At 71.0% G+C, this 23,681-nt stretch carries 25 protein-coding genes; 6 read left to right on the top strand and 19 right to left on the bottom strand.

Features of this window, described 5'->3' with window-relative positions:
• Window positions 1–84: 84 nt before the first annotated feature.
• The 8 genes from ACN6LB_RS27060 to ACN6LB_RS27025 form a co-directional block, all read right to left on the bottom strand.
• Entirely contained in the window at window positions 85–840 is a 756-nt protein-coding gene (locus tag ACN6LB_RS27060; RefSeq protein ID WP_356148591.1) for a DUF3159 domain-containing protein, read from the bottom strand.
• 3 nt (window positions 841–843) lie between these two features.
• A complete protein-coding gene (locus tag ACN6LB_RS27055) occupies window positions 844–1,242 on the bottom strand; it encodes an OB-fold nucleic acid binding domain-containing protein (protein ID WP_356148587.1) in 399 nt (132 codons plus the stop codon).
• Between the two features lie 100 nt (window positions 1,243–1,342).
• Window positions 1,343–2,059 carry a response regulator gene (locus ACN6LB_RS27050; protein ID WP_445028168.1) on the bottom strand — a complete coding sequence of 239 codons (717 nt, stop codon included), beginning with the start codon at window positions 2,057–2,059 and terminating at the stop codon, window positions 1,343–1,345.
• Window positions 2,053–4,620 (bottom strand): ATP-binding protein, encoded by a 2,568-nt coding sequence (locus ACN6LB_RS27045; RefSeq protein ID WP_445028167.1) that lies wholly within the window; start codon window positions 4,618–4,620, stop codon window positions 2,053–2,055. Before ACN6LB_RS27045 ends, ACN6LB_RS27050 begins: the two co-directional genes overlap by 7 nt.
• Before the next feature lie 126 nt (window positions 4,621–4,746).
• Window positions 4,747–5,439 carry an ABC transporter ATP-binding protein gene (locus tag ACN6LB_RS27040; RefSeq protein WP_445028172.1) on the bottom strand — a complete coding sequence of 231 codons (693 nt, stop codon included), beginning with the start codon at window positions 5,437–5,439 and terminating at the stop codon, window positions 4,747–4,749.
• A 135-nt stretch (window positions 5,440–5,574) separates the two neighbouring features.
• A complete protein-coding gene (locus ACN6LB_RS27035; protein WP_356148573.1) occupies window positions 5,575–6,336 on the bottom strand; it encodes a DUF3710 domain-containing protein in 762 nt (253 codons plus the stop codon).
• A 1-nt stretch (window position 6,337) separates the two neighbouring features.
• Complete coding sequence (gene dut, locus ACN6LB_RS27030) at window positions 6,338–6,853, bottom strand: dUTP diphosphatase (RefSeq protein WP_356148569.1); 516 nt, start codon at window positions 6,851–6,853, stop codon at window positions 6,338–6,340.
• Window positions 6,850–7,434: a PaaI family thioesterase gene (locus ACN6LB_RS27025; protein WP_356148566.1), complete on the bottom strand. Its 585-nt coding sequence runs from the start codon at window positions 7,432–7,434 to the stop codon at window positions 6,850–6,852. The genes dut and ACN6LB_RS27025 overlap by 4 nt, the downstream gene beginning before the upstream one ends.
• Before the next feature lie 58 nt (window positions 7,435–7,492).
• On the opposite strand from ACN6LB_RS27025, the gene ACN6LB_RS27020 reads away from it, so the two are divergent.
• Window positions 7,493–7,954, top strand: a complete 462-nt coding sequence (locus tag ACN6LB_RS27020; RefSeq protein WP_356148563.1) for a DUF3093 domain-containing protein — start codon at window positions 7,493–7,495, stop codon at window positions 7,952–7,954.
• Window positions 7,955–7,972: 18 nt separating this feature from the next.
• On the opposite strand, the gene ACN6LB_RS27015 is transcribed toward ACN6LB_RS27020, so the two are convergent.
• The 4 genes from ACN6LB_RS27015 to ACN6LB_RS27000 all read right to left on the bottom strand — a co-directional run bounded on the left by ACN6LB_RS27015 (window position 7,973) and on the right by ACN6LB_RS27000 (window position 11,517).
• Window positions 7,973–8,908 carry a hypothetical protein gene (locus ACN6LB_RS27015; protein ID WP_445028166.1) on the bottom strand — a complete coding sequence of 312 codons (936 nt, stop codon included), beginning with the start codon at window positions 8,906–8,908 and terminating at the stop codon, window positions 7,973–7,975.
• Between the two features lie 13 nt (window positions 8,909–8,921).
• Window positions 8,922–9,218, bottom strand: a complete 297-nt coding sequence (locus tag ACN6LB_RS27010; protein ID WP_005481602.1) for a DUF4193 domain-containing protein — start codon at window positions 9,216–9,218, stop codon at window positions 8,922–8,924.
• A 393-nt stretch (window positions 9,219–9,611) separates the two neighbouring features.
• Window positions 9,612–10,859: a sensor histidine kinase gene (locus ACN6LB_RS27005; protein WP_445028165.1), complete on the bottom strand. Its 1,248-nt coding sequence runs from the start codon at window positions 10,857–10,859 to the stop codon at window positions 9,612–9,614.
• A gap of 4 nt (window positions 10,860–10,863) precedes the next feature.
• The gene (locus tag ACN6LB_RS27000; RefSeq protein WP_006380516.1) at window positions 10,864–11,517 is read right to left on the bottom strand and encodes a response regulator transcription factor; all 654 of its coding nucleotides are present in this window, start codon (window positions 11,515–11,517) and stop codon (window positions 10,864–10,866) included.
• 399 nt (window positions 11,518–11,916) lie between these two features.
• Here ACN6LB_RS27000 and ACN6LB_RS26995 point away from each other — a divergent pair, with 399 nt between their 5' ends.
• Window positions 11,917–12,093: a hypothetical protein gene (locus ACN6LB_RS26995; RefSeq protein ID WP_356135964.1), complete on the top strand. Its 177-nt coding sequence runs from the start codon at window positions 11,917–11,919 to the stop codon at window positions 12,091–12,093.
• Window positions 12,094–12,420: 327 nt separating this feature from the next.
• Here the strand turns inward: ACN6LB_RS26995 and ACN6LB_RS26990 are convergent, their stop codons facing one another.
• Together ACN6LB_RS26990 and ACN6LB_RS26985 are read right to left on the bottom strand one after the other, a co-directional pair.
• Window positions 12,421–13,236 carry an inositol monophosphatase family protein gene (locus ACN6LB_RS26990; protein ID WP_445028164.1) on the bottom strand — a complete coding sequence of 272 codons (816 nt, stop codon included), beginning with the start codon at window positions 13,234–13,236 and terminating at the stop codon, window positions 12,421–12,423.
• Window positions 13,237–13,326: 90 nt separating this feature from the next.
• Window positions 13,327–14,454, bottom strand: a complete 1,128-nt coding sequence (locus ACN6LB_RS26985) for a ferrochelatase (RefSeq protein ID WP_356135970.1) — start codon at window positions 14,452–14,454, stop codon at window positions 13,327–13,329.
• Between the two features lie 173 nt (window positions 14,455–14,627).
• Between ACN6LB_RS26985 and ACN6LB_RS26980 the strand changes: the two genes are divergently transcribed.
• Window positions 14,628–15,866: an MFS transporter gene (locus tag ACN6LB_RS26980; protein WP_445028163.1), complete on the top strand. Its 1,239-nt coding sequence runs from the start codon at window positions 14,628–14,630 to the stop codon at window positions 15,864–15,866.
• Window positions 15,826–17,145, top strand: coding sequence for a D-arabinono-1,4-lactone oxidase (locus ACN6LB_RS26975; protein WP_445028162.1), 1,320 nt, complete (start codon window positions 15,826–15,828; stop codon window positions 17,143–17,145). The genes ACN6LB_RS26980 and ACN6LB_RS26975 overlap by 41 nt, the downstream gene beginning before the upstream one ends.
• Here ACN6LB_RS26975 and ACN6LB_RS26970 read toward each other — a convergent pair.
• Window positions 17,069–17,518: a hypothetical protein gene (locus tag ACN6LB_RS26970; protein WP_445028161.1), complete on the bottom strand. Its 450-nt coding sequence runs from the start codon at window positions 17,516–17,518 to the stop codon at window positions 17,069–17,071. The genes ACN6LB_RS26975 and ACN6LB_RS26970 overlap by 77 nt on opposite strands.
• A 471-nt stretch (window positions 17,519–17,989) precedes the next feature.
• Between ACN6LB_RS26970 and sepH the strand changes: the two genes are divergently transcribed.
• A complete protein-coding gene (gene sepH, locus ACN6LB_RS26965) occupies window positions 17,990–19,042 on the top strand; it encodes a septation protein SepH (protein ID WP_356135981.1) in 1,053 nt (350 codons plus the stop codon).
• A gap of 89 nt (window positions 19,043–19,131) precedes the next feature.
• Here the strand turns inward: sepH and ACN6LB_RS26960 are convergent, their stop codons facing one another.
• Window positions 19,132–19,983 carry a sulfurtransferase gene (locus ACN6LB_RS26960; protein WP_445028160.1) on the bottom strand — a complete coding sequence of 284 codons (852 nt, stop codon included), beginning with the start codon at window positions 19,981–19,983 and terminating at the stop codon, window positions 19,132–19,134.
• 322 nt (window positions 19,984–20,305) lie between these two features.
• On the opposite strand from ACN6LB_RS26960, the gene ACN6LB_RS26955 reads away from it, so the two are divergent.
• Window positions 20,306–21,109: a VOC family protein gene (locus ACN6LB_RS26955; protein ID WP_356135985.1), complete on the top strand. Its 804-nt coding sequence runs from the start codon at window positions 20,306–20,308 to the stop codon at window positions 21,107–21,109.
• 48 nt (window positions 21,110–21,157) lie between these two features.
• Here ACN6LB_RS26955 and ACN6LB_RS26950 read toward each other — a convergent pair whose 3' ends face one another.
• From ACN6LB_RS26950 to ACN6LB_RS26940, 3 genes are all read right to left on the bottom strand, one after another.
• Complete coding sequence (locus ACN6LB_RS26950) at window positions 21,158–21,805, bottom strand: thymidine kinase (RefSeq protein WP_356135987.1); 648 nt, start codon at window positions 21,803–21,805, stop codon at window positions 21,158–21,160.
• Window positions 21,806–21,885: 80 nt separating this feature from the next.
• Window positions 21,886–23,073 (bottom strand): alkaline phosphatase family protein, encoded by a 1,188-nt coding sequence (locus ACN6LB_RS26945; protein ID WP_356135989.1) that lies wholly within the window; start codon window positions 23,071–23,073, stop codon window positions 21,886–21,888.
• Complete coding sequence (locus ACN6LB_RS26940; protein ID WP_356135991.1) at window positions 23,073–23,660, bottom strand: DUF5998 family protein; 588 nt, start codon at window positions 23,658–23,660, stop codon at window positions 23,073–23,075. The genes ACN6LB_RS26945 and ACN6LB_RS26940 overlap by 1 nt, the downstream gene beginning before the upstream one ends.
• Window positions 23,661–23,681: the final 21 nt, after the last annotated feature.

The following is a 23,681-nucleotide window of genomic DNA, read 5'->3' as shown; positions in this document are numbered from 1 at the left end:
GGAGATCCCGCCGTTCCTGCTCGCTGTCTGGCTCACCTGGGTCTTCCTGGCGAAGGCTCCCCCTCCTCGTATCGGTGGAAGTGGTCAGGCCTCGCGGCGGTGGCGGGCCGGCGTGGTCTCGCCGCGCTCCTCGGCGAGCGCGGCCTTGCGCTCCTTCTCGGCCTGCTCCTCCGCCTCCATCTCGGCGAACACGTCGATCGGCGCGGGCGCCTTCGCCAGGAAGACCCAGGTGAGCCAGACAGCGAGCAGGAACGGCGGGATCTTCAACGCGACCAGGACCCAGCCGAGTTGGGCGGTGTTGGCCCACCAGTACAGCGGGAAGAGGATCGCGCACTTGGCGAGCAGGATCAGGCCCCAGGCCCAACTGGCCTTCGCGTACGCCTTCTTGCGGCCGGGGTTGCGGGTGCGCCAGGAGAGGTTCTCCTTGAAGACCGGGCCGAGGATCAGGCCGATCAGCGGGACACCGAACAGAGTCGTGACGATGTAGGCCAGCGCCAGGACCAGTGTGTAGAGCATGCCCGGCAGGTAGAAGTCCTTGGCGTTGCCGGTCATCATCGCGAAGACCACGCCGAAGGCGACGCCGAAGACGCCGCTGAAGGCGTGCTTGACGGTGTCCCTCATGGCGAGCCGGACGACGACGAGGACCAGGGACACCGCGAGGGCGGCGATCGCCGACCAGTGCAGGTCCTTGTTGATCGTGAAGATGGTGACGAAGAGGAGGCCGGGCACCACCGTCTCGACCATGCCACGCAGGCCGCCGAACGCCTCGAAGAGCGCGGCCTCGGTCACCGCCCGGGCGTCCTGCTGGGGGTCTTCGGTCGGCTTGTCGAGCGACGTCACCGGCTACTCCCGTCCAAGCGGTCTCAGTTCGTACTTCGGGTTGAACAGCACCCTACGGCCTCGGCTCATGGAGATGCGTCCGGATGCGATCAGCTTGCGCCCGGGCTCTATCCCCACGATGGAACGCCGGCCGAGCCACACCACGTCCAGGGCTGCCGAACCGTCGAACAGCTCGGCCTCCAGGGCCGGGACTCCGGCCCGTGGTCGCAGAGTGACCGTGCGCAAGGTACCAGTAACCGTGACGATCTGGCGGTCGTGGCAGTCGCCGATGCGCGTACAGCCCGCGGTCTCGGCGTCCTCACGCAGCTCCTCGGACTCCAGGTCCTCCTGGGACGAGGAGAGCCGGTCCATCATGCGCCGGAACCGGCCCACCGGCTTTTCGGAACGAGGAACAGCACTCATACCGAAAGCGTACCGGGGTGCGCTGACACGAACGTACCCGCGGGGCCCCGCCCCGAACCGGCGTACGGCCACCCCGTGCCGGCCTGGACGACCACCCGGCTCACTTCTCGAACCGGTACCCCATCCCCGGCTCGGTGATGAAGTGCTTCGGATGCGACGGGTCGGCCTCCAGCTTGCGGCGCAGCTGGGCCATGTACACGCGCAGGTAGTTCGTCTCCGTGCCGTACGACGGCCCCCACACCTCCCGGAGCAGCTGCTTCTGGCTGACCAGGCGGCCCGTGTTGCGCACCAGCACCTCCAGGAGGTGCCACTCCGTGGGGGTCAGACGGACGTCACGTCCGTCGCGGTGGACCTTCTTGGCGGCCAGGTCGACGCTGAAGTCCCCGGTGTCCACGATCACGTCGTCCTCACCGCCCCCGGTGGGCTCCGCGCGGCGCACAGCGGCGCGCAGCCGGGCCAGCAGTTCGTCCATGCCGAAGGGCTTGGTGACGTAGTCGTCCGCGCCCGCGTCGAGCGCCTCGACCTTCTCGTCGGAGGAGTGGCGGGCGGAGAGCACCAGGATCGGTACCCGGGTCCAGCCGCGCAGCCCCTTGATCACCTCGACGCCGTCCATGTCGGGCAGACCGAGGTCGAGCACGACTACGTCGGGGTGGCGGGCGGCGGCGGCCCGGAGCGCGCCGGCTCCGTCGGCGGCCGAGTCGACCTCGTACTTGCGTGCCTTCAGGTTGATCACGAGGGCGCGGACGATCTGCGGCTCGTCGTCGACCACGAGCACCCTGGTGGGGGCCTGGGGGCCTCCCCCGGTCGGGCTCAGCATGCGGGGTGCCTTTCTGCTGGTGCTACTGGTGCCGGTGCTGCTGCCGCGGTGGCCAGGTCCGGCCGACTGCCCGCGGCCCGGAGCGTGAGCACCATGGTGAGTCCGCCGCCGGGGGTGTCCTCGGCGTCGAGGGTGCCGCCCATGGCCTCCGCGAAGCCGCGGGCGACCGCTAGGCCGAGGCCCACACCGGCGCCGCGCGGGGCGTCGCCGTGGCGCTGGAACGGCGCGAAGATGCGGTCCTTGGCCTCGTCGGGGACGCCGGGGCCACGGTCGACCACGCGGACCTCCACCCGGTCGGCCATGGCGCTGGCCGCCACCAGGACCTGTTCGTCGGCGGGGCTGTACTTGACGGCGTTCTCGACGAGGTTGGCGACCGAGCGCTCCAGCAGCCCGGGGTCCACCGCGACCATCGGCAGTGTCTCCGGGATCTCCAGGTCCACGCTGTCCTCCGGTACGCCGCCGAGCGCCATCGGCACCACCTCGTCGAGGTCGATCTCGCGGATCAGCGGGCTGACGGTGCCGGTCTGGAGGCGGGACATGTCGAGCAGGTTGCCCACGAGGTGGTCGAGGCGGTCGGCGCCGTCCTCGATGCCCTCCAGCAGCTCCGCCTGGTCCTCCTGCGACCAGGACACGTCGTCGGAGCGCAGCGAGGACACGGCGGCCTTGATGCCCGCGAGCGGGGTGCGCAGGTCGTGGCTGACGGCGGCCAGCAGGGCGGTGCGGATGCGGTTGCCCTCGGCGAGCGTGCGGGCCTGGTCGGCCTCGTGCTGGAGGCGCCGGCGGTCCAGGACCACCGCGGCCTGGGCGGCGAACGCGGCCAGCACCCGGCGGTCGGAGGCGGGCAGCACCCGGCCGGACAGGGCGAGCGCCATGTGGTCGCCGACGGGCATGTCGACGTCGGCGTCCTCGGGCCGCTCGATCAGCGGGCTTGTGCCGACGCTGCCCGCGCAGGTCCACGGTTCGACGTCGCTCGCCCGCTCCAGCAGGGCCACCGACTCCATTCCGAAGGTCTCCCGGACCCTTTCGAGTAGGGCCTCCAGGCTGGTCTCGCCGCGCAGCACGCTGCCGGCGAGGAAGGAGAGGATCTCCGACTCGGCACGCAGCCGGGCGGCCTGGTGGGTACGGCGGGCGGCCAGGTCCACCACGGAGGCGACGGACACGGCGACGCCGACGAAGATCGCCAGGGCGATGATGTTCTTCGGGTCGGCGATCGTGAGCCGGTGCAGCGGCGGTGTGTAGAAGTAGTTGAGCAGGAAGGAGCCGAAGGCGGCGGAGGCGAGTGCCGGGAGGAGGCCGCCGAGCAGGGCCGCCGCCACCGTCAGGGCCAGGAACAGCAGCATGTCGTTGGCGAGACCGAGGTGGACGGTGTTCAGCAGCACCGCGACGACCACCGGGCCGCCCACGCCGACCAGCCAGCCCCAGATGATCCGCGCCCGCCCGAGCCGAGCGCTCCGGGTGACCGGCAGACCGCGTCCCTTGGCGACCTCCTCGTGCGTGACGATGTGGACGTCCAGGTCGGGGCCGGAGTCGCGGGCCACCGTCGCGCCGACGCCCGGCCCGAACACGTACTGCCAGGTCTTGCGGCGCGAGGAGCCGAGCACGATCTGCGTCGCGTTGACGCCGCGCGCGAAGTCGAGCAGCGCGGCCGGGATGTCTTCCCCGACGACGTGGTGGAAGGTGCCGCCGAGATCCTCGATCAGGGTGCGCTGAAGGGCGAGTTCCTTGGGCGAGGCGGAGCTCAGCCCGTCGCTGCGGGCGATGTACACGGCGAGCACCTCGCCGCCCGCGCCCTTCTCCGCCAGCCGCACGGCCCGCCGGATCAGGGTCCGCCCCTCCGGGCCGCCGGTCAGCCCGACCACGATCCGCTCCCGTGAACCCCAGATCTTCGAGACGCGGTGTTCGCTGCGGTACTCGGTCAGGTACTCGTCGACCCGGTCGGCCACCCACAGCAGCGCCAGTTCGCGCAGCGCGGTCAGGTTGCCCGGCCGGAAGTAGTTCGACAGGGCCGCGTCGACCTTGTCGGGCTTGTAGATGTTGCCGTGCGCCATACGGCGGCGCAGCGCCGGCGGCGACATGTCGACCAGCTCGATCTGGTCCGCCCGCCGCACCACCTCGTCGGGCACCGTCTCCCGCTGCCGTACGCCGGTGATCGACTCCACGACGTCGCCGAGCGACTCCAGGTGCTGGATGTTGACGGTCGAGACGACGTCGATGCCTGCCGCGAGCAGTTCCTCCACGTCCTGCCAGCGCTTGGCGTTGCGCGAGCCGGGCACATTGGTGTGGGCGAGCTCGTCCACCAGGGCGACGGCCGGCCGGCGGGCCAGTACGGCGTCGACGTCCATCTCGGTGAACACGGAGCCCCGGTAGTCGATCTCGCGGCGCGGGACCTGTTCGAGGCCGTGCAGCATCACCTCGGTGCGCGGCCGGTCGTGGTGCTCCACGAAGGCGACCACGCAGTCCCCGCCCCGCTCCACACGGCGGTGCGCCTCGGACAGCATCGCGTACGTCTTGCCGACGCCCGGTGCCGCACCGAGATAGATCCGAAGCTTGCCGCGTCCCATGGCCCCATTGTCTTCCCGTCACAGCGGTGCACGCTGCGTCGACCTTACGGCCAATAATCTCGACAAAAGGGGCGGTCGGCAGAGCGCGGAGTGTCTTTGACGCAACCCTGACGGGGCACGAGCGCGTCAGTGCCCGACGACCTCCCCGTCGCTCAGTTCGAGGACGCGGTCGGCGAGCCCGAGGAGGTTCTCGTCGTGCGTGGCGACCAGCGCCGTCACCTGCTCGCTGCGGACGACCGCGCGCAGCAGTTCCATCACGGCGAGGCCGGTCTCGGCGTCGAGCTGACCGGTGGGTTCGTCGGCGATCAGGAGGGAGGGGTTGTTGGCGAGCGCGCGGGCGATGGCGACGCGCTGCTGCTGGCCGCCGGAGAGTTCGCCGGGCCGCTGGGCCGCGTGATCCGCGAGTCCGACCAGGGAGAGCAGCAGTTCGACGCGTTCCTCGCGCTCCCGGGGCGCGGCCCGGCGCAGCCGCAGCGGCACGCCGACGTTCTCGGCGGCAGTGAGGATGGGGATCAGCCCGAAGGACTGGAAGACAAAGCCGATGCGGTCCCGGCGCAGCTCCAGGAGCCCGTTCTCGCCGAGCCCGGACAGTTCGAGCCCGTCGACGGTGATACGGCCCCGGTCCGGCTCGTCGAGTCCGCCGACGAGGTTGAGCAGCGTGGTCTTGCCGGAGCCGGAGCGGCCCTTGAGGGCGACGAGTTCACCCCGCGGTATGTCGAAGGAGACGCCGCGCAGTGCGTGGACGGCGGCGGCTCCGGTGCCGTACGAGCGGTGCACGTTCTCCACGCGCACCATGGTTTCGGTGACGGTCTGGTGCATGGTCTGCTGCATGTCCCTCCCCCTCGGGCCGGGCGCCAGTATCGGCATCCGGCACCCGGTCGGGCAATGGGCCGGCCCGCGCGACGCGAACGGGCCGCACTCCCGGCAGGGGGTGCGGCCCGTGGCAGATCGTGGCTAGCGAACCTCGGTGATCTCCGGTCCGCGCTGCAGCTGGCCCATGCCGCCGGAGAAGCGGGAACCGCTCTGCTCCTCCTGCTGGACACCCTCGGGCACCATCTGCGCGTCGTTGGGCAGCTTCAGGACGATCGGGTCGCGGGGCGCCATCGGGCCCTCGCCGCGCACGACGACCGTGTCCCGGAAGACCTGCTCAAGGAGACCCGCGGCCTGCGGCTGCACCGCGCCCTGGCCGGAGATCACGCCCCGCAGGAACCAGCGGGGACCGTCCACGCCGACGAAGCGGACGACCTGGAAGCCGCCCGTGCCGTCCGGCAGCTGTACCGGAACCTGCGCGCGCAGTTCCCAGCCCAGCGGACCCTCGACCTCGTCGATGACACCGCCCTGCTGGGTGATGCCGGAGGCGATCTCCTCGCGTACCTCGCCCCAGATGCCCTCGCGCTTGGGGGCGGCGAAGGCCTGCAGCTGGACGGCGCTGTCGCGCAGCACCACCGTGGCCGCGACGATCGCGTCGCCCGCGACCTCGACGCGCAGTTCCATGCCGTCGACTCCCGGCACGAAGAGGCCCCCGAGGTCCACGCGGCCCTCGGCCGGGTCACGTACCTCGGAGTCGTCCCAGGGACCGTCGGGGCGCGGTTCCGGCTCCAGCCTCACGCGCTCCCGGTCCGCGTCGTCCGCCTCAGTGTCGACGCTGTCGACGACCTGCTCGGCCTCGCTCGCCGCGTCCTCGGCGGCACTGCCCTTCTTGCGACGTCCGAACACGTCACTGTCCTTCCCGGTCGGATACGACCGAAGCGTATCGATTCCCACCCGTTGTGGCGCCCACGGCGGCATGACCGCCGGTGGACCCGAAGCCCCCTGCGGCCCGCACCGATTCGGGAAGTTCCGCGACCTCCTGGAAGCGGACCTTCTCGACCTGCTGGACGACCAGTTGGGCAATCCGGTCGAAGCGCTCGAACCGCACCGACTCGCGCGGGTCGAGATTCACCACGATCACCTTGATCTCCCCACGGTACCCGGCATCCACCGTCCCCGGGGCATTCACCAGGGCGACACCGCACCGGGCGGCGAGGCCCGAACGCGGGTGCACGAAGGCCGCGTACCCCTCGGGAAGCGCGATGGACACCCCGGTGGGCAGAACCGCCCGTTCACCGGGCTCCAGTTCACAGCTCTCGGTGGTGCGCAGGTCGGCCCCCGCGTCACCCGGACATGCGTATTCCGGAAGCGGAACTTCCGGGTCGACGCGCCTGATCAGCACGTCCACAGGGCTACGGCTCACGGGTTCACCTCGAAGGCGCGTGCGCGCCGGATCTGGTCCGGGTCGTCCATGGCGGCCCGGATCTCCTCCGGGCGGCCGTTGTCGATGAAGTGGTCGACCTTCACCTCGATGAAGAGGGCGTCCGCGCGGACGGCGACGGGCCCCTCGGGGCCGCCGATCCGCCCGGTGGCGGACGAGTAGATCTTGCGTCCCGCCACTGCGGTGACCTCGGCCTCCAGGTACAGCACGGTGCCCACGGGCACGGGCCGTACGAAGTCGGTCTCCAGGCGGCCGGTGACGGCGATGGTGCGCAGCAGCCAGTTCAGCGAGCCCAGCGTCTCGTCGAGCGCGGTGGCCAGAATGCCGCCGTGCGCGAGGCCGGGCGCACCCTGGTGGGCGGAGCGCACGGTGAACTCCGCGGTGACCCGCACGCCGTCCTCCGCGCGGGCCTCCAGGTGCAGCCCGTGGGGCTGTCCGCCGCCGCAGCCGAAACAGTGTTCGTAGTGGGCTCCGAGGAGCTCGCCGGGGGCAGGCGCGTCGGGGTGCCGCACCGGCGCGACGGCGTCGGCGGGAGGCTTCAGAGCTGCGGAAGTACCACTCACAGGCGCAGACCTTACCCGCGAGTCCACCAAGTCTCCGCACCGTGCCAAGCTTGGCTTCATGCAGCTCTCCGCCTCGCCGTACGAAGAACGCCTCACCGCCCCCCGCAGCTGGTGGCTGGTCTGCTTCCTGGTGGGGGTCGCCATGGCCCTGATCCTGCTGCCGTTCGGCACCCTGCCGCTGCTGGGCGGCCTGGTCGGCGGCACCGCCGTCTCGGCGGTCGTGGCCAGTTCGTACGGTTCGGTCCGCATCCGCGTCGTCGGGGGCTCACTCATCGCGGGGGAGGCGAAGATCCCGGTCGCGGCCCTGGGCGACGCCGAGATCCTGGACCAGGAGGAGGCGCGCGCCTGGCGCACGTACAAGGCGGACACTCGCGCCTTCATGCTTCTGCGCGCCTACATTCCGACCGCGCTGCGCGTGCAGGTCACCGACCCGCAGGACCCGACGCCCTACGTGTACCTGTCGACCCGGGAGCCCGAGCGGCTGGCGCAGGCACTGGAAGCCGCCCGGACCGCGGCGTAGCACCGGGCACCACGAGGGTCAGCGCCCCAGCTCCTTGGGGATCTCCCCCATCCGCAGCGGGTCGGCGGGCTTCTCCAGCGGTGGCAGTTCGGGAAGGGACTCCCACGGGACCCGGGTCTTGCGCAGGTCCTTGCGGATGCGCTCCGCGAGACGTTTGGTGTCGCGGCGGTTCATGACCGCTCCGACGGCCGCGCCCACCATGAACGGCATCAGGTTCGGCAGGTCCCTGACCATGCGCTTCATGATCTGCTGGCGCAGCTCACGCTTCATCTGGCCGCCGAGGGCGGCATTGACGGTCGACGGTCTGGTCACGTCGATCCCGCGCTCCGAGGACCAGGAGTTCAGATACGCGGTGCTGCGCTGCTTGAGATTGCCGGGTGGCCGGCGGCCGTAGACCTCGTGGAGCTCGGCGATCATCTTCAGCTCGATCGCGGCGACCCCGGTGATCTCGGTGGCGAGCTCGGTGGGCATGGCGGGCGGCACCGGGAGCATGGCGGCGGCGCCGATCCCGGCGCCCACGGTGGACGTCGCGTTGGCGGCACCGGTGACGAGCTTGTCGGCGAGCTGCTCGGCCGTCAGACCGGGAAACTGTCTGCGCAGGGTGTCGAGGTCCCGTACGGGAATGCGCGGGGCGTTGTCGATGATCCGGTCGGCGAGGTAGGACAGGCCCGCTCTGGCCTTGCTGCCGCCCTTGCGGACGCCGTCCCTGACCCCGTCGCGCACGGCGGCCGCGCGGCGTCGCGCGACGGGCGCCGGGCCGCGCTCCGGCGCCGGGGCACCGGTCGGCACCGGAGCGCCTGTGTGCCTCGTGGCGGGCGCCCGCTCGAGCGAGGCTGATCCTGGTTCGGATGAGCCCCGCTCGTCGTCACGCACGCCCTCAGAGCCGCCTGAGGGCCCTTCGTCCGCCGCCCGGCCGGGCCGGCGGCGCTTCCAAGGTGAGGTCGAGCCAGTCACGGCCGACCCTGCCTCAGTCGCAGTCGCGGCAGATCGGCTGACCGTTCTTCTCGCGGGCCAGCTGGCTGCGGTGGTGCACCAGGAAGCAGCTCATGCAGGTGAACTCGTCCTGCTGCTTGGGCAGCACCCGGACGGCCAGCTCCTCGTTCGAGAGGTCTGCGCCGGGCAGCTCAAGGCCTTCCGCGGCCTCGAACTCGTCCACGTCAACGGCCGACGTCGACTTGTCGTTCCGGCGAGCCTTCAGTTCTTCAAGGCTGTCCGAGTCGACGTCGTCGTCGGTCTTGCGTGGGGTGTCGTAATCCGTTGCCATGTCGCTCTCCCCCTCTGGGTGTCTGCGGTGTCTCCAGCGCACGTAACGCGTGAGAGGCCGGACTTGTGCCCGACCCGAGGCGGAGATTTTGCCTCACATCAAGGTCTGTTACTCAATCGACACCCAACCGGACTCTTCAAGAGTGATCGGCTTGGATGGCGATGCGGACCGTACACGGTCTCAAGGCCGCACTTCAAAGGCGTCTCACCGTGTACTTCCCGTGATCTGGACCCCCGAAAACCCGGATTTTCCCGGCTTTCCGACAGCCTGCATGATCACGGAGCGTAGATGGCCTGAAAATCGCCCTTGTGATCGATCACACATGGACCTCCCGGATGGGCGACCCGAAAATTCCGCGCAAAGCGAACATCGCCGCTTGTCGGCGACATGGTCTCAGATGGGAAGGGTGACGCGCATCACGAGCCCACCTCCCTCGCGAGGCTCCGCGACGATGTGCCCGCCGTGGGCACGGGTCACGGACCGGACAATGGACAGGCCGAGGCCCACTCCCTTGTCGCTGCCGGTGCGCTCGGTGCGCAGCCGCCGGAAGGGTTCGAAAAGATTGTCGATCTCGTACGCGGGAACGACCGGCCCGGTGTTCGACACCACCAGGACCGCCTGCCCGTGCTGGCCCTCCGTGGTGACCTCGACCCAGCCCTCCTCCGCCACGTTGTACCGCACAGCGTTCTGGACGAGGTTCAGGGCGATCCGCTCCAGCAGCACACCGTTGCCCTGGACGACCACGGGAACGCGCTTCCCCCGGATCAGGACGCCCTTCGCCTCCGCCTCGGCGTGCACCTGGTCGACGGCCTGCGAGGCGACCTCGGCGAGGTCCACGGGCTTGCGCTCCACTATCTGGTTGTCACTGCGGGCGAGCAGCAGCAGCCCCTCGACGAGCTGCTCGCTGCGCTCGTTGGTGGCCAGCAGCGTCTTGCCGAGCTGCTGCAGCTCCATCGGCGCTCCCGGGTCGGACAGGTGCACCTCCAGGAGCGTGCGGTTGATCGCCAGGGGCGTTCGCAGTTCGTGCGAGGCGTTGCCGACGAACCGCTGCTGAGCCGTAAAAGCCCGCTGCAGCCGCTCCAGCATCTCGTCGAAGGTGTCCGCCAGCTCCTTCAACTCGTCGTCCGGACCGTCCAGTTCGATACGGCGGGACAGGTCCGAGCCGGCCACCGCGCGCGCGGTGCGGGTGATCCGGCCGAGCGGCGAGAGCACCCGGCCCGCCATCGCGTAGCCGAAGGCGAACGCGATCACGGCAAGGCCGAGCAGCGCGAGAAGCGAGCGGCTGAGCAGGTTGTCCAGGGCGTCCCGGCGCTGCTGGTCGGTGCACGCGCTGATCGCGTCGTTGAACGTGGAAAGCGGGATGTCGTTCGTCTTGACGCCGGGGCAGTTGTCGCTGGTGACCCTGATCGCCTGACCGCTCACGATCTTGAAGAGCGGTTCGTTGCCCGTGTTCAGGGCCTGCGCTGCGAGCAGATAGATGATCGACAGCAGCAGGATGCCCGCGATGAGGAACATGCCGCCGTAGAGCAGCGTGAGCCTTATGCGGATCGTCGGACGCAGCCAGGGGAACGGGGGCTCCTGCCGCCGGGGGTCCCACGTGGGTTTCGGAGGCGCCGTCGGCGGCGCGGGAGTCGTGGCCACGGCGTCAGATCCGGTAGCCGGAGCCGGGCACGGTGACGATGACGGGCGGCTCGCCGAGCTTGCGGCGCAACGTCATCACCGTCACGCGCACCACGTTCGTGAACGGGTCCGTGTTCTCGTCCCAGGCCTTCTCCAGGAGCTGCTCGGCGGAGACCACGGCGCCCTCGCTGCGCAGCAGTACCTCCAGCACCGCGAACTCCTTGGGGGCGAGCTGGACCTCCTTGCCGTCACGGAAGACCTCACGGCGGTTGGGGTCGAGCTTGATCCCGGCGCGCTCCAGGACGGGCGGCAGCGGCAGACTCGTACGACGTCCGAGGGCTCGGACACGCGCGGTGAGCTCGCTGAACGCGAAAGGCTTGGGGAGGTAGTCGTCGGCGCCGATCTCCAGGCCCTCGACACGGTCGCTGACGTCGCCGGAGGCCGTGAGCATCAGGACTCGGGTGGGCATGCCGAGCTCGACGATCTTGCGACAGACGTCATCGCCGTGGACGAGCGGGAGGTCGCGGTCGAGGACCACCACGTCGTAGTCGTTGACGCCGATGCGCTCCAGAGCGGCCGCACCGTCGTACACGACGTCGACGGCCATGGCCTCCCGGCGCAGTCCGGTGGCCACAGCATCGGCGAGCAGCTGCTCGTCCTCGACGACGAGTACGCGCACGTCGCTTGTCCTTCCTCTGTCCACTCGCGTAGCGCCTTCTCGGCGCACACGGGCAGGGTCTTTCGTGGGTGAGGGCTCCATCCTGCCCTTTTCGGCCGTAAACCGGCTGTAAGACGGGTGACGGGCCCGGGAATGCCAGATTTTCTCGCCGGGTTGAGGTTTCCGTGGAAGGGAGCGGGGGGAGGACGGCTTTACACCCCGCGATCACGCTCTGCATGCGGCACGCCACATGTTGCTTGTGGTGGGCCACGGTCCGCTTCCGCAGAGCGGGCGTGGGTGTCCGGCACCGTCGCCGCCCAGCAGGGCAGCGCTGGGCACCCCTTATGGAGACGTGATCGCCCCTTCCGAACGGCACACCCCCGTGCCATCGACCCACGACCCAGGACGAGGGGGCGCAGCATGGACGCTTTCACCGCAGGACTTCTGCAGCGCATAAGGGCGACCGAGTCCGACCTGACGCGGGCTCGCGAAACCGGCGACGACTTCCTCGCGGAGGTCGAGCAGGCCGAGCTCGACGACCTGCACCGCCTTGCCGCCGAGCACGGTGTGGAGGTCGGCACCGCGTCACGCGTCTGAGCAGTTCGCACGACAGCGGGGCCCCGGCATCGATCCAGTGCCGGGGCTCCCCTTTTTTTGCTCTTTCGCCTGCGGGGCGCCTCAAGCCGGTGTCGAGAGCCCGATCGTGCTCAGTCCTCCTTCGTCGGGCCTCCGCGCGTTCGGGCTCTCGACATCGGCGCGCCCCTTCGGCTCTCTCGCGGCCGACGCGTGGGGGCAGCGCGCCTTGGAGGGCCCTGGCTGTTGGCTGGTCGGGAGGCGTTGCGCCGGCTCTGCCTGGAATGGTGGGGCCCGGCTAGGGGGCGTGCCGGGCGCCGTGGGTGCTGTGCGGGACTTTCACAACACCCCCTAGTCGTGCCAGGCGCCGAATTCCTCCAGGAGTCGCTGGAGGGGCTCGAAGACGCCTGGGGTGGCTGCCACCGCCAGATCGCCCGTGGGGCCCTCTCCGGGGCGCCCACCGGTCAGGGCGCCCGCCTCCCGGGCGATCAGGTCGCCTGCCGCGAGGTCCCAGGGGTTGAGCCCCCGCTCGTAGTAGCCGTCGAGACGGCCTGCCGCCACGTCGCACAGGTCGACCGCCGCCGAGCCGCCGCGCCGGATGTCGCGCAGCAGCGGGATCAGCCGCTGGGCGACGTCGGCCTGGTGGACGCGGACGTCGTGGACGTAGTTGAAGCCGGTCGAGACCAGCGCCTGGTCCAGGGGCGGTGCCGGGCGGCAGGCCAGCCGGCGCTCCCCCTCCCAGGCCCCGGTGGCCCAGGCGCCGCCGCCCCGCACGGCGTGGAACGTCTCGCCGCGCATCGGCACCGCGACGACGCCGACGACCCTCTCGCCGTCCTGCTCGGCCGCGATGGAGACCGACCAGGTCGGCAGCCCGTACAGGTAGTTGACCGTGCCGTCGAGCGGATCGATGACCCAGCGGATGCCGCTGGTGCCCTCCGACACGGCGCCCTCCTCACCGAGGAAGCCGTCGTCGGGCCGGTGCTCGGCGACCAGGTCGGTGATCAGCTTCTCGGCGGCGATGTCCATCTCGGTCACGACGTCGATCGGGCTGGACTTGGTCGCGGCGACGGCGAGATCGGCCGGCCGCCCGTCCCGCAGCAGCGCACCGGCCCGGCGGGCGGCCTCATGGGCGAGCTGGAGCAGTTCGGCGTACAGGGGCTCGGTCACGGTTCTCCTCGGTCGTGCGGTGGGGAGGCGGCCTGTCCGGGGGCAGGCGGAGGGGCGGGTGCCGCACTGCGCGCGGTGGGCACGCGCGCGTTACGCGTACGGACTGTCCGCGCCCGCTGCGGCCGGCTTCGGGGCGCGGGACGGGCAGCAGCCCACCGGGCAGAGATCGTGACTCGGCCCCAGGGCGCCGAGCGCACAGGGGGACACCCGCTGCCCGCGCTCGCTCGCGGCGCGCTCCAGGACGAGGTCGCGGACGGCGGCCGCGAACCGCGGGTCGGCGCCCACGGTGGCCGAGCGGCGCACCGGCAGACCCAGCTCCGCCGCCTTGGCCTTCGCCTCCGTGTCGAGGTCGTACAGGACCTCCATGTGGTCCGAGACGAACCCGATGGGCGCCATCACGACGGCCGGCACCCCGGCGCCGTGCAGCTCCTCCAGGTGGTCGCAGATGTCGGGCTCCAGCCAGGGGATGTGCGGGGCACCGGAGCGCGACTGGTAGACGAGCCGCCAGGGGTGGTCGATGCCGGTCTCCTCGCGGACGGCGTCGGCGATCAGCCGGGCGACGTCCAGGTGCTGCTCGACGTACGCACCGCCCTCGCCGTGGTCCTCGACCGGCCCGGAGGTGTCGGCCGCCGCGTCGGGGATGGAGTGCGTCGTGAAGGCGAGGTGCGCGCCCTCCCGTACGTCCTCGGGGAGTTCGGCGAGGGACTTCAGGACACCCTCGGCCATGGGGCGCACGAAACCGGGGTGGTTGAAGTAGTGCCGCAGTTTGGCGACCTCCGGCAGCTCCAGTCCCTCCGCCTCCAGGGCGGCCAGCGACTCCGCGAGGTTCTCGCGGTACTGGCGGCAGCCCGAGTACGAGGCGTACGCGCTGGTGGCGAGGACGAGGATGCGGCGGCGGCCGTCGGCGACCATCTCGCGCAGGGTGTCCGTCAGGTACGGCGCCCAGTTGCGGTTGCCCCAGTAGACGGGCAGGTCCAGGCCGTGGTCCGCGAAGTCCTTGCGGAGGGCGTCGAGCAGGGCGCGGTTCTGGTCGTTGATGGGGCTGACCCCGCCGAACAGGAAGTAGTGCTGCCCCACTTCCTTGAGCCGTTCCTTGGGGATGCCGCGCCCGCGCGTCACGTTCTCCAGGAACGGAACCACGTCGTCCGGGCCTTCGGGGCCGCCGAACGAGAGCAGGAGCAGGGCGTCGTAGGGGGTGGCATCGAGCGCATCTGGCATGCCTCCGATCCTGCCATCCGTGACCGACAGGCGGACAACGGCCATGTGACCAGAGGGCACGGGGAGTGCATTAGGGTCACCTAACCCGTAAGCTGTATCAGCCGCCTTGACGCCTTACCGGAGCCCGTCCGCCCTGGCGACCGCGCGGACGGACCGATCCGACCGGAGACCCCGTGCCCAGCCCCTACCGCGCCCTGTTCGCCGCCCCCGGCTCCAAGGGCTTCTCCGCCGCGGGCCTCCTCGGCCGGATGCCGCTGTCGATGATGGGCATCGGCGTGGTCACGATGATCTCCCAGCTCACCGGGCGCTACGGCCTCGCGGGCGCGCTGTCCGCCACCATCGCGCTGGCCGCGGCGGCGCTCGGCCCGCAGATCTCGCGCCTGGTGGACCGGCACGGGCAGCGGCGGGTGCTGCGCCCCGCCACGCTCTTCGCGCTCGCCGCGGCGGCCGGGCTGCTGCTCGCCGCGCACTTCGAGTGGCCGGACTGGGTGCTGTTCGTGTGCGCCGCCGGCATCGGTTCCGTGCCGAGCCTGGGCGCGATGATCAGGGCTCGCTGGGCCGCCCTCTACCGCGACACCCCGCAACTGCACACCGCGTACTCCTTCGAGTCCGTGGTGGACGAGGTCTGCTTCATCTTCGGGCCGATCATCTCCATCGGTCTGTCCACGGCGTGGTTCCCCGAGGCGGGACCGCTGCTCGCCGCCTGCTTCCTCGCGGCCGGCGTCTTCTGGCTGACGGCCCAGCGCGCCACCGAACCCGAGCCGCATCCGCGCACGCACGACTCGGCCGGCTCGGCGCTGCGCTCGCCCGGACTTCAGGTCCTGGTGGCCACGTTCGTGGCGACCGGCACCATCTTCGGAGCGGTCGACGTGGTCACCGTGGCCTTCGCGGAGGAGCAGGGTAACAAGGGCGCCGCGAGCGTCGTCCTCGCGCTCTACGCCGCGGGCTCCTGCGCGGCGGGCGCCGTGTTCGGGCTGCTGCACCCCCAGGGGGCCGCCGAACGCCGGTGGCTGCTGGGCATATGCACAACGGCCGTGAGTATGATCCCCCTCCTACTGGTCGGAAACTTGCCGTTCCTGGCCGTGGCGCTGTTCGTGGCGGGCCTGTCCATCGCACCGACGATGATCACGACGATGTCCCTCATCGAGCAGCACGTACCCCGCGCGAAACTGACCGAGGGCATGACCTGGGTGAGCACCGGGCTCGCGGTCGGCGTCGCGCTCGGTTCCTCCGTGGCGGGCTGGGTGATCGACTCGGCCGGCGCGAAGGCCGGGTACACGGTTCCGGCGGTGTCCGGAGCCGTCGCGGTCGCGGTCGGTTTCCTGGGGTATCGCCGGCTGAACAGGCCGGTTCCGCAGCGGGGAGGGACCCATGAGCAGCACAGCGAGCGGGAAGAGCGGAACGTGGCGTAACTGGGCGGGGAACGTCACCTCCCGTCCGGTACGGGAGGTCACTCCCGCGTCCGTCGAGGAGCTCTCCGCGGCTGTACGGAAGGCGGCCGACGACGGCCTGAGGGTAAAGGCCGTGGGCACCGGGCACTCCTTCACGGCCGCCGCCGCGACCGATGGGGTGTTGATCCGCCCCCAACTGTTGACCGGCATCCGCGGGATCGACCGCGAGGCCGGCACGGTCACGGTCGAAGCGGGCACCCCGCTCAAGCGTCTCAACGTGGCGCTCGCGCGTGAGGGTCTGTCGCTCACGAACATGGGCGACATCATGGAGCAGACGGTGTCGGGCGCGACCAGCACCGGCACACACGGCACCGGCCGTGACTCGGCCTCGATCGCCGCCCAGATCAAGGGCCTTGAGCTGGTCACCGCGGACGGCTCGGTCCTGCACTGCTCCGAGACGGAGAACCCGGAGGTGTTCGCGGCGGCCCGGCTCGGCATCGGCGCGCTGGGCATCGTCACCGCGATCACCTTCTCCGTGGAGCCCCTTTTTCTGCTCACGGCCCGCGAGGAGCCGATGACCTTCGACAAGGTCACCGCCGACTTCGACGAACTCTTCGCGGAGAACGAGCACTTCGAGTTCTACTGGTTCCCGCACACCGGCAACTGCAACACCAAGCGCAACAACCGCAGTGCGGGCCCCGAGAAGCCCGTGGGAGCGGTCAGCGGCTGGATCGAGGACGAGTTCCTCTCCAACGGCGTCTTCCAGGTGGCCAATCTGCTCGGCCGGGCGGCGCCCGCGACCATCCCGACGATCGCGAGGATCTCCAGCCGCGCGCTCTCCGCCCGCACCTACACCGACATTCCCTACAAGGTCTTCACCTCTCCGCGCCGGGTGCGCTTCATGGAGATGGAGTACGCCGTTCCGCGCGAGGCTCTGGTGGAGACGCTCCGCGAGCTGAAGACCATGGTCGATCGCTCCGCGCTGCGGGTGAGCTTCCCCGTCGAGGTACGCACCGCCCCCGCGGACGACATCACGCTCTCCACGGCATCCGGCCGCGAGAGCGCCTACATCGCCGTCCACATGTTCCGCGGCACGCCGTACCAGGCGTACTTCACCGCCGCCGAGCGGATCCTCACCGCGCACGAAGGCCGGCCGCACTGGGGCAAGGTGCACACGCGCGACGCGGAGTACTTCTCGAAGGTCTATCCGCGTTTCGGGGAGTTCACCGCCCTGCGGGACCGGCTTGATCCGGATCGGCGCTTTGCGAACGACTACTTGCGTCGGGTGCTGGGGTCGTAGCCGTCGCACTGGGCGTCGGTGTCGGCGTCGTAGCACCGGAGTCGTCCTGGGCGGAGCCGGTGCCGCTGACGCCGGAGGGCCCCGGCGACTCGGAGGGACCCGCCGAAGGCGTGCCGCCCCGCTCGGACTTGGAGCCGGACCCGGTTCCGGAGCCGCTGCCCTTCAGCGCGTCCCCGACGGTGGTGCTGGTGCTGTCGCCGCCGAAGCTCTGCCCCGACACCAGTTCGTACGTGGTGATTCCGGCCATGGTCACGCCGAAGACGAGTGCCGCGGCGACCACCGGCCGCTGCCGACTCCTGACCCGGGCGCGATGGACGGCCCCTTCGGTGAACTGCCCCTCGGCGGGCGCCTGTCGGGAGCGCGGCTTGGGCATCCCGGACCTTGCCTGCCTTTCCCGTGCTTGATCGACCAAACGCACGAGAGAGGGACGTACAGGCGAAACGATTAGTTCCGTTTCTGGCCGTTACGTGAAGTGCGCCACGTTTCACAGTCACGAATACGACGCTTCGGACGGCCAACTACCACCCCCCACTAGAAGTTGGGCGGCGTGCCGATCCACGCACATGGCCCGAATGGAGTACTGTTGCGAGCCCTGGGTCCGGACTCCCGCCAGGGTGTCCGGGGCCTTGCAGGACCGCCGGAAGGGGGCTCGTTGCACAGGGTGATGGAGTTCGTCACTTAGCGTTGCGAATAGGTAACCGTGCCATAACGGCGAGTTCGGGCCCCTGCCCGACACGCCGGGCAACTCGGCAAGGTTGTGGCAGGCTGCACCCGGGCAGGCCACACTCGACTAGCGGAAGCAGCGACGCACGTGACGTCGGCAGGCACCACCCGGGAGGTCCCCATGCCCGAACTGCGTGTCGTGGCCGTCTCTAACGACGGCACACGGCTGGTGCTGAAGGCTGCGGACAGCACGGAGTACACGCTTCCGATTGACGAACGTCTCCGCGCCGCGGTGCGCGGCGACCGTCCCCGCCTCGGCCAGATCGAGATCGAGGTGGAGAGCCATCTCCGCCCCCGCGACATCCAGGCACGTATACGTGCGGGTGCGTCCGCGGAGGAAGTCGCCCAGCTCGCCGGGATCCCCGTCGATCGCGTACGCCGCTTCGAGGGCCCCGTGCTGGCCGAGCGTGCCTTCATGGCCGAGCGGGCCCGCAAGACCCCGGTCCGCCGCCCCGGTGAGAACGCCGGACCCCAGCTCGGCGAGGCGGTGCAGGAGCGGCTGCTGCTGCGCGGCGCCGACAAGGAGACCGTCCAGTGGGACTCGTGGCGTCGTGACGACGGCACATGGGAAGTGCTGCTGGTCTACCGGGTCGCGAGCGAACCGCACTCGGCGAGCTGGACGTACGACCCGCCCCGGCGGCTCGTCCAGGCCGTCGACGAGGAGGCGCGCTCGCTGATCGGCGAGTCCGACGACCTCGCGGCAACGGCCGAGCCGAGCTTCCCGTTCGTACCGCGGATCGCGCGGCTGCCCCGGGACCGCCCGCTCGACCGTGCCCTGGACCGGCAGATGGAGCGGCCGAGCCCGCCGCCCCCGGAGCCGGTCGAGGAGAGCACGAACGACCGGGACTCGCTCACCAGTCTTCTGGAGGCGGTGCCCAGCTTCCGGGGCGACATGGTGGTGCCCGAGCGGCCCTCCACCACGGAGCGCCCCGCCGCGGAGGAGCCTCCCGCCGAGCCCGAGACGGAGGAGCCGCCCGCTCCCGCCGCCTCGGCCGGGGCCGGTTCCGCCTACGCGGACGTCCTCATGCCCCGTTCGGTCGGCGCCCATCGCGACCGTCTCGTCGGCGCGACCGACCGCCAGGCCGAGGCCGACGGGGTCCGCCCGGGCCGCCGCGCGGCCGTCCCCAGCTGGGACGAGATCGTGTTCGGCACGCGGCGCAAGAAGCAGGAGTAACAGGCGTAGCAGGAGTAGCAGGAACGTGTACGGCGGCGGGGCCCCACCGGTTCGGTGAGGGCCCCGTCCGCGTTCCCGGAAGTCGAGGGCTACTGCGGGTCGGGGCCCACGGCGACCGGGCGGCTGCTGTCGCGGGACCACTCCGACCAGGAGCCGACGTACAGGGCGGCCGGGATGCCGGCGACGGCGAGGGCCAGGACCTCATGGGCGCCGGAGACACCCGAGCCGCAGTAGACGCCGACCTCTGAGGCGTCCGACGCGCCAAGGGACTTGAAGCGGTCGGCGAGTTCGGCGGCGGGCAGGAAGCGGCCGTCCGCGGCGACGTTCTCCGTGGTCGGCGCGGAGACCGCACCAGGGATGTGCCCGCCCACGGGATCGATCGGTTCGACGTCTCCCCGGTAGCGCTCACCGGCCCGGGCGTCCATCAGCAGCCCGGTGCGGGCGAGCGCCGCCGCTCCGTCCGCGTCGAGCAGCGGAAGGGCGCCGGGAGCGGGCGCGAAGGTTCCGGGGGTGGGCGCCGGGAGCTCCGCCGACTGCGGTCCGGTCCACGCCGCGAGGCCGCCGTCAAGCACGCGCACCTCCGGATGACCCGTCCAGCGCAACAGCCACCAGGTGCGTGCGGCGGCCCATCCCTGGCCGCCGTCGTACACGACCACCGAACGGTCAGCCGAAACTCCAGCGGCCCGCATGGCCGCTCCGAAATGCTGGAGATCCGGCAGCGGATGCCTGCCGGACGCGCCGGCCGGGCCCGCCAGATCGGCATCCAGATCGACGAAAACCGCACCCGGGATGTGTCCTGCCGCGTACTCCGCCCGGCCGTCGAAGGGAGGGACGCCCGCAGCCTTGGCCGTGCTCAGCTGCCAGCGGACGTCCAGGAGCGTCGGCGGGGTGGGGCCTGCGAGTTCGCTCGCAAGTTCGACTGCGGAGAGGATGGCGTTCATGCCCCCCATCCTTGCGCACGGGGTGGCCGCGTCGCCCAGGTCCCGCTACTCTGCCCGCCGGACAGGTCCGATCACGAGGCGTACGGGATCGGGCACATGCTGTACAGCTGATGGTCACGACACGGCAATGGCGCGGAAGCGGATGAGGAACGGCAAAGCGGGCATCCTCCGGCGGTGGGCCGCGCCACGCGACGCTGCCGGGACGCGCGCGTCCGGCGGTGGTGCGAGCATCGGCACGGGGCGTGCACGCGCGCGACAGCGGTATGCGTGTTCATAGGCGGAAGGTGAACGGCCACCGCAAGGGGCCGAGAAGAGAGTGACGATGACCGAGGCACGGGGGTCGGCCGGCCTGAACGGCACAACGCACGCTCGGCACACGCCCGGCACACCCTGCTGGGTGAGTCTGATGGTGCACGGGATGGCCGCGACCCAGGAGTTCTACCGAGAACTGTTCGGCTGGGAGTTCCAACCGGGCCCCCAGCAGCTCGGCCCGTACGTGCGGGCGCTGCTCGACGGTCAGGAGGTGGCGGGCATCGGACAGATGCCGCCGGACCGGCATCTGCAGGTCGCCTGGACGCCCTACCTCGCCTCGGACGACGTGGACCACACCGCCGAGACGGTACGCGCCTGCGGCGGCACCGTGGGCGTCGGCCCCCTGGACGCCGCTGACGCCGGGCGCCTGGTGATCGCCTCCGACCCCTACGGAGCCGTCTTCGGCATCTGGCAGGCGGCCGCTCACCTCGGCACCGGCATCACCGGCGTGCCCGGCACCCCCGCCTGGAACGAACTGCTGACCCGCGACTCCGCGAGCGTCGCCAAGTTCTACCAGGCGGTCTTCGGATACGAGGAGAAGGCTGTCGTCTCCGCCGACTTCGACTACGTGACCCTCCTTGTCGAGGGCCGCCCGGTCGGCGGCATCCACGGCCTCGGCCGCGGCCTGCCCCGCGACCGCGGCGCCCACTGGATGACGTACTTCGAGGTCGCCGACGTCGACGAGGCCGTCACCCACGTCACCGACCTGGGCGGCCACCTCCTCAGAGCCCCCCACGACACCCCCCACGGCCGCGTGGCCACGGTGGCGGACCCGGAGGGAGCAACGTTCTCGGTGACCCACAGCACGGAGTGAATCCCGGCGTGCCCGGGAGGCGCACCTCCACGGAGACCTGCGCCGGCGTCAGGCCGAGCCGATCGGCAGCACGTCCGGGGACAGGGCGCCGGCGCGGGCCGTGGCTGCGGTGGCGCGGCGGATGTGGTGGCGGCGGCAGAGCACTTCGTAGCCGATGTCCTCGGGCTGGTTGACGTCGCCGACGACCACCTGGGCGCCCTCGACGACCATCTCGCCGCCTATCGTGCGGGCGTTGTGCGTGGCGCGGGCGCCGCACCAGCACAGGGCCTCGACCTGGAGGACCTCGACGCGGTCGGCGAGTTCGACGAGGCGCTGGGAGCCGGGGAAGAGCTTGGAGCGGAAGTCGGTGGTGATACCGAAGGCGAAGACGTCCATGCTCAGGTCGTCCACCACCCGGGCGAGCTGCTCGATCTGCTCGGGCGCCAGGAACTGGGCCTCGTCCGCGATCACATAGTCCGCGCGGCCGCCCTGCGAGAGGTGCTCGACCACGTACGCGTACAGATCCTGGTCGTCCTCGACCTCCACCGCGTCCGTGACCAGGCCGAGCCGCGAGGAGAGCTTGCCCTCGCCCGCGCGGTCGTCCCGCGTGAAGATCATCCCCTGGAGGCCGCGCGCCGAGCGGTTGTGCTCGATCTGGAGGGCCAGCGTCGACTTCCCGCAGTCCATCGTTCCGGAGAAGAACACCAGCTCGGGCATGGGGAGTTGAGGACCTTTCGCAACAGACGTCAGGGAGTGTCGGGAGGGGGTCGGGAACGAGGCGGTCGGAACGAGGTGGGTCAGGAACGCACTTCGAGCAGGGGGACCAGCTGCTCCACCGGTGTCATCGAACCGTGGTTGCCGACCATCACCGACTCCTTCGGCTCCCGCTCGGACGCGATGATCAGAACGTCGTCCCGGGCGGCCGCGACCACGTCGCCGATACGCCCGTACACCCGCTCGTCGACCTGCGGACCGAACCAGCCCGCCGCGATCGCCTCGTCCCGCGACGCCACCCAGAACTGCTCGCCGAGCACCTCGCGCCAGCAGGTCAGGACGTCCGCCTCGGCGCCCGGCACCGCGTAGACATGGCGCGCGCGGCCCTCGCCGCCGAGGAGGGCGACCCCGGCGCGCAGCTCCCAGTCCTCGTCGAAGTCGATGCGGTGCTGCTCACCGAACGGGATGTCGATCATGCCGTGGTCGGCGGTGACATACAGGGCCGTGCGCTGCGGAAGCTGCTCCGCGAGGCGCTGGACCAGCCGGTCCACGTACATCAGCTGGCCGCGCCAGGGGTCGGAGTCGACGCCGAAGCGGTGGCCCTTGCCGTCCACCTCGGCGTAGTACGTGTAGACCAAGGAGCGGTCGCCCGCGGCCAGTTGCTCGGCGGCGAGGTCCATGCGCTCCTCGCCGCTCAGGCGCCCGTGGAACGTGCCGCCGCTGAGCGCGACCTGGGTGAGCGGGGTGTTCTGGAAGGTCGGGGAGGAGACCTGCGCGGTGTGCACGCCGGCCGCGTCGGCCTGCTGGAAGACCGTGGGGTACGGCTGCCAGACGCGCGGCGACGTCCACGGATTCCAGCGGAGCTGGTTCATCAGCTCCGAGGTCGCCGGGTTGCGCACGGTGTAGCCGGGCAGGCCGTGGGCGCCGGGCGGCAGGCCCGTGCCGATGGAGGCGAGCGAGGTCGCGGTGGTCGCCGGGTAGCCCGCGGTGATCGGGCGGCCGGTGCCGCCGCGGGAGGTCCCGAGGAGCGAGGTCATGAACGGAGCCTCTTCGGGATGCGCCCTGAGCTGCTCCCAGCCGAGACCGTCGATCAGGAACACGCAGTTCCGGTCGGCCTCGGTCAGTTCCGGAATGGCGGCGGTCATCCCGGGGACCGCCATCCCCGCGGCGAGCGTGGGCAGCAGATCGGCGAGCGATCCGGCGCCGTACTCGGGTACGGGGGCGGAGTCGACGGCGAGCGGTTCCGGGTGGTCCCAGGCAGGCAGGACCATCAGCGCGCGACGTCCGCGGTCGCCTCGGAGAGGGACTGCGCGAACGCGAGAGCCTGGCGCACCGTCTCCGGGCCGTCCCCGGCCTCACTGACGCGCAGACTCAGGTCGTCCGCCGTGGAACTGCCCGTGTATCCGTGGTCCGCCTCGCAGTTGGGGTCGCCGCAGGCGGCGGGCTCCAGGTCGATGCGGGAGACCGCGCCCCAGCCGATGGTCAGGACGACCTCGCGGGGCAGCGTGCCCGGCGCGTACGACTCGGGGTTGGCGACGACCCTGCTGACCACGACCGACGAGATCCGGCCGATCTTCACCGACTCCGTCGACGTCGTGGCGTACGGCGTCGGTGAGGTGGTGTCCGCGTTCTGCTCATCGGTGTGGCTCACGATGAAACGGTTGCCCGTGAGCACCAGCACGGTCACGTGCCGGCGCACCTCGTTCGCGTCGAACGTCGTCTCCTGGTGGACCAGGTACGACCGGATGGGCTCGCCGCCGACCGCGGCCTCCACCGCCTCGGCCACGAGGGCCGGGTAGTAGCCGCTGCGCTCGATCGCCGCTCGCAGCCCCTGGGTCGTCGTACTGGTCTTGGCCATGACGTCCATCCTACGGGGGCG

The sequence above is a fragment of the Streptomyces sp. SAS_270 genome (genome assembly GCF_052543295.1).
This window is presented reverse-complemented; position numbering and strand designations above follow the sequence as displayed.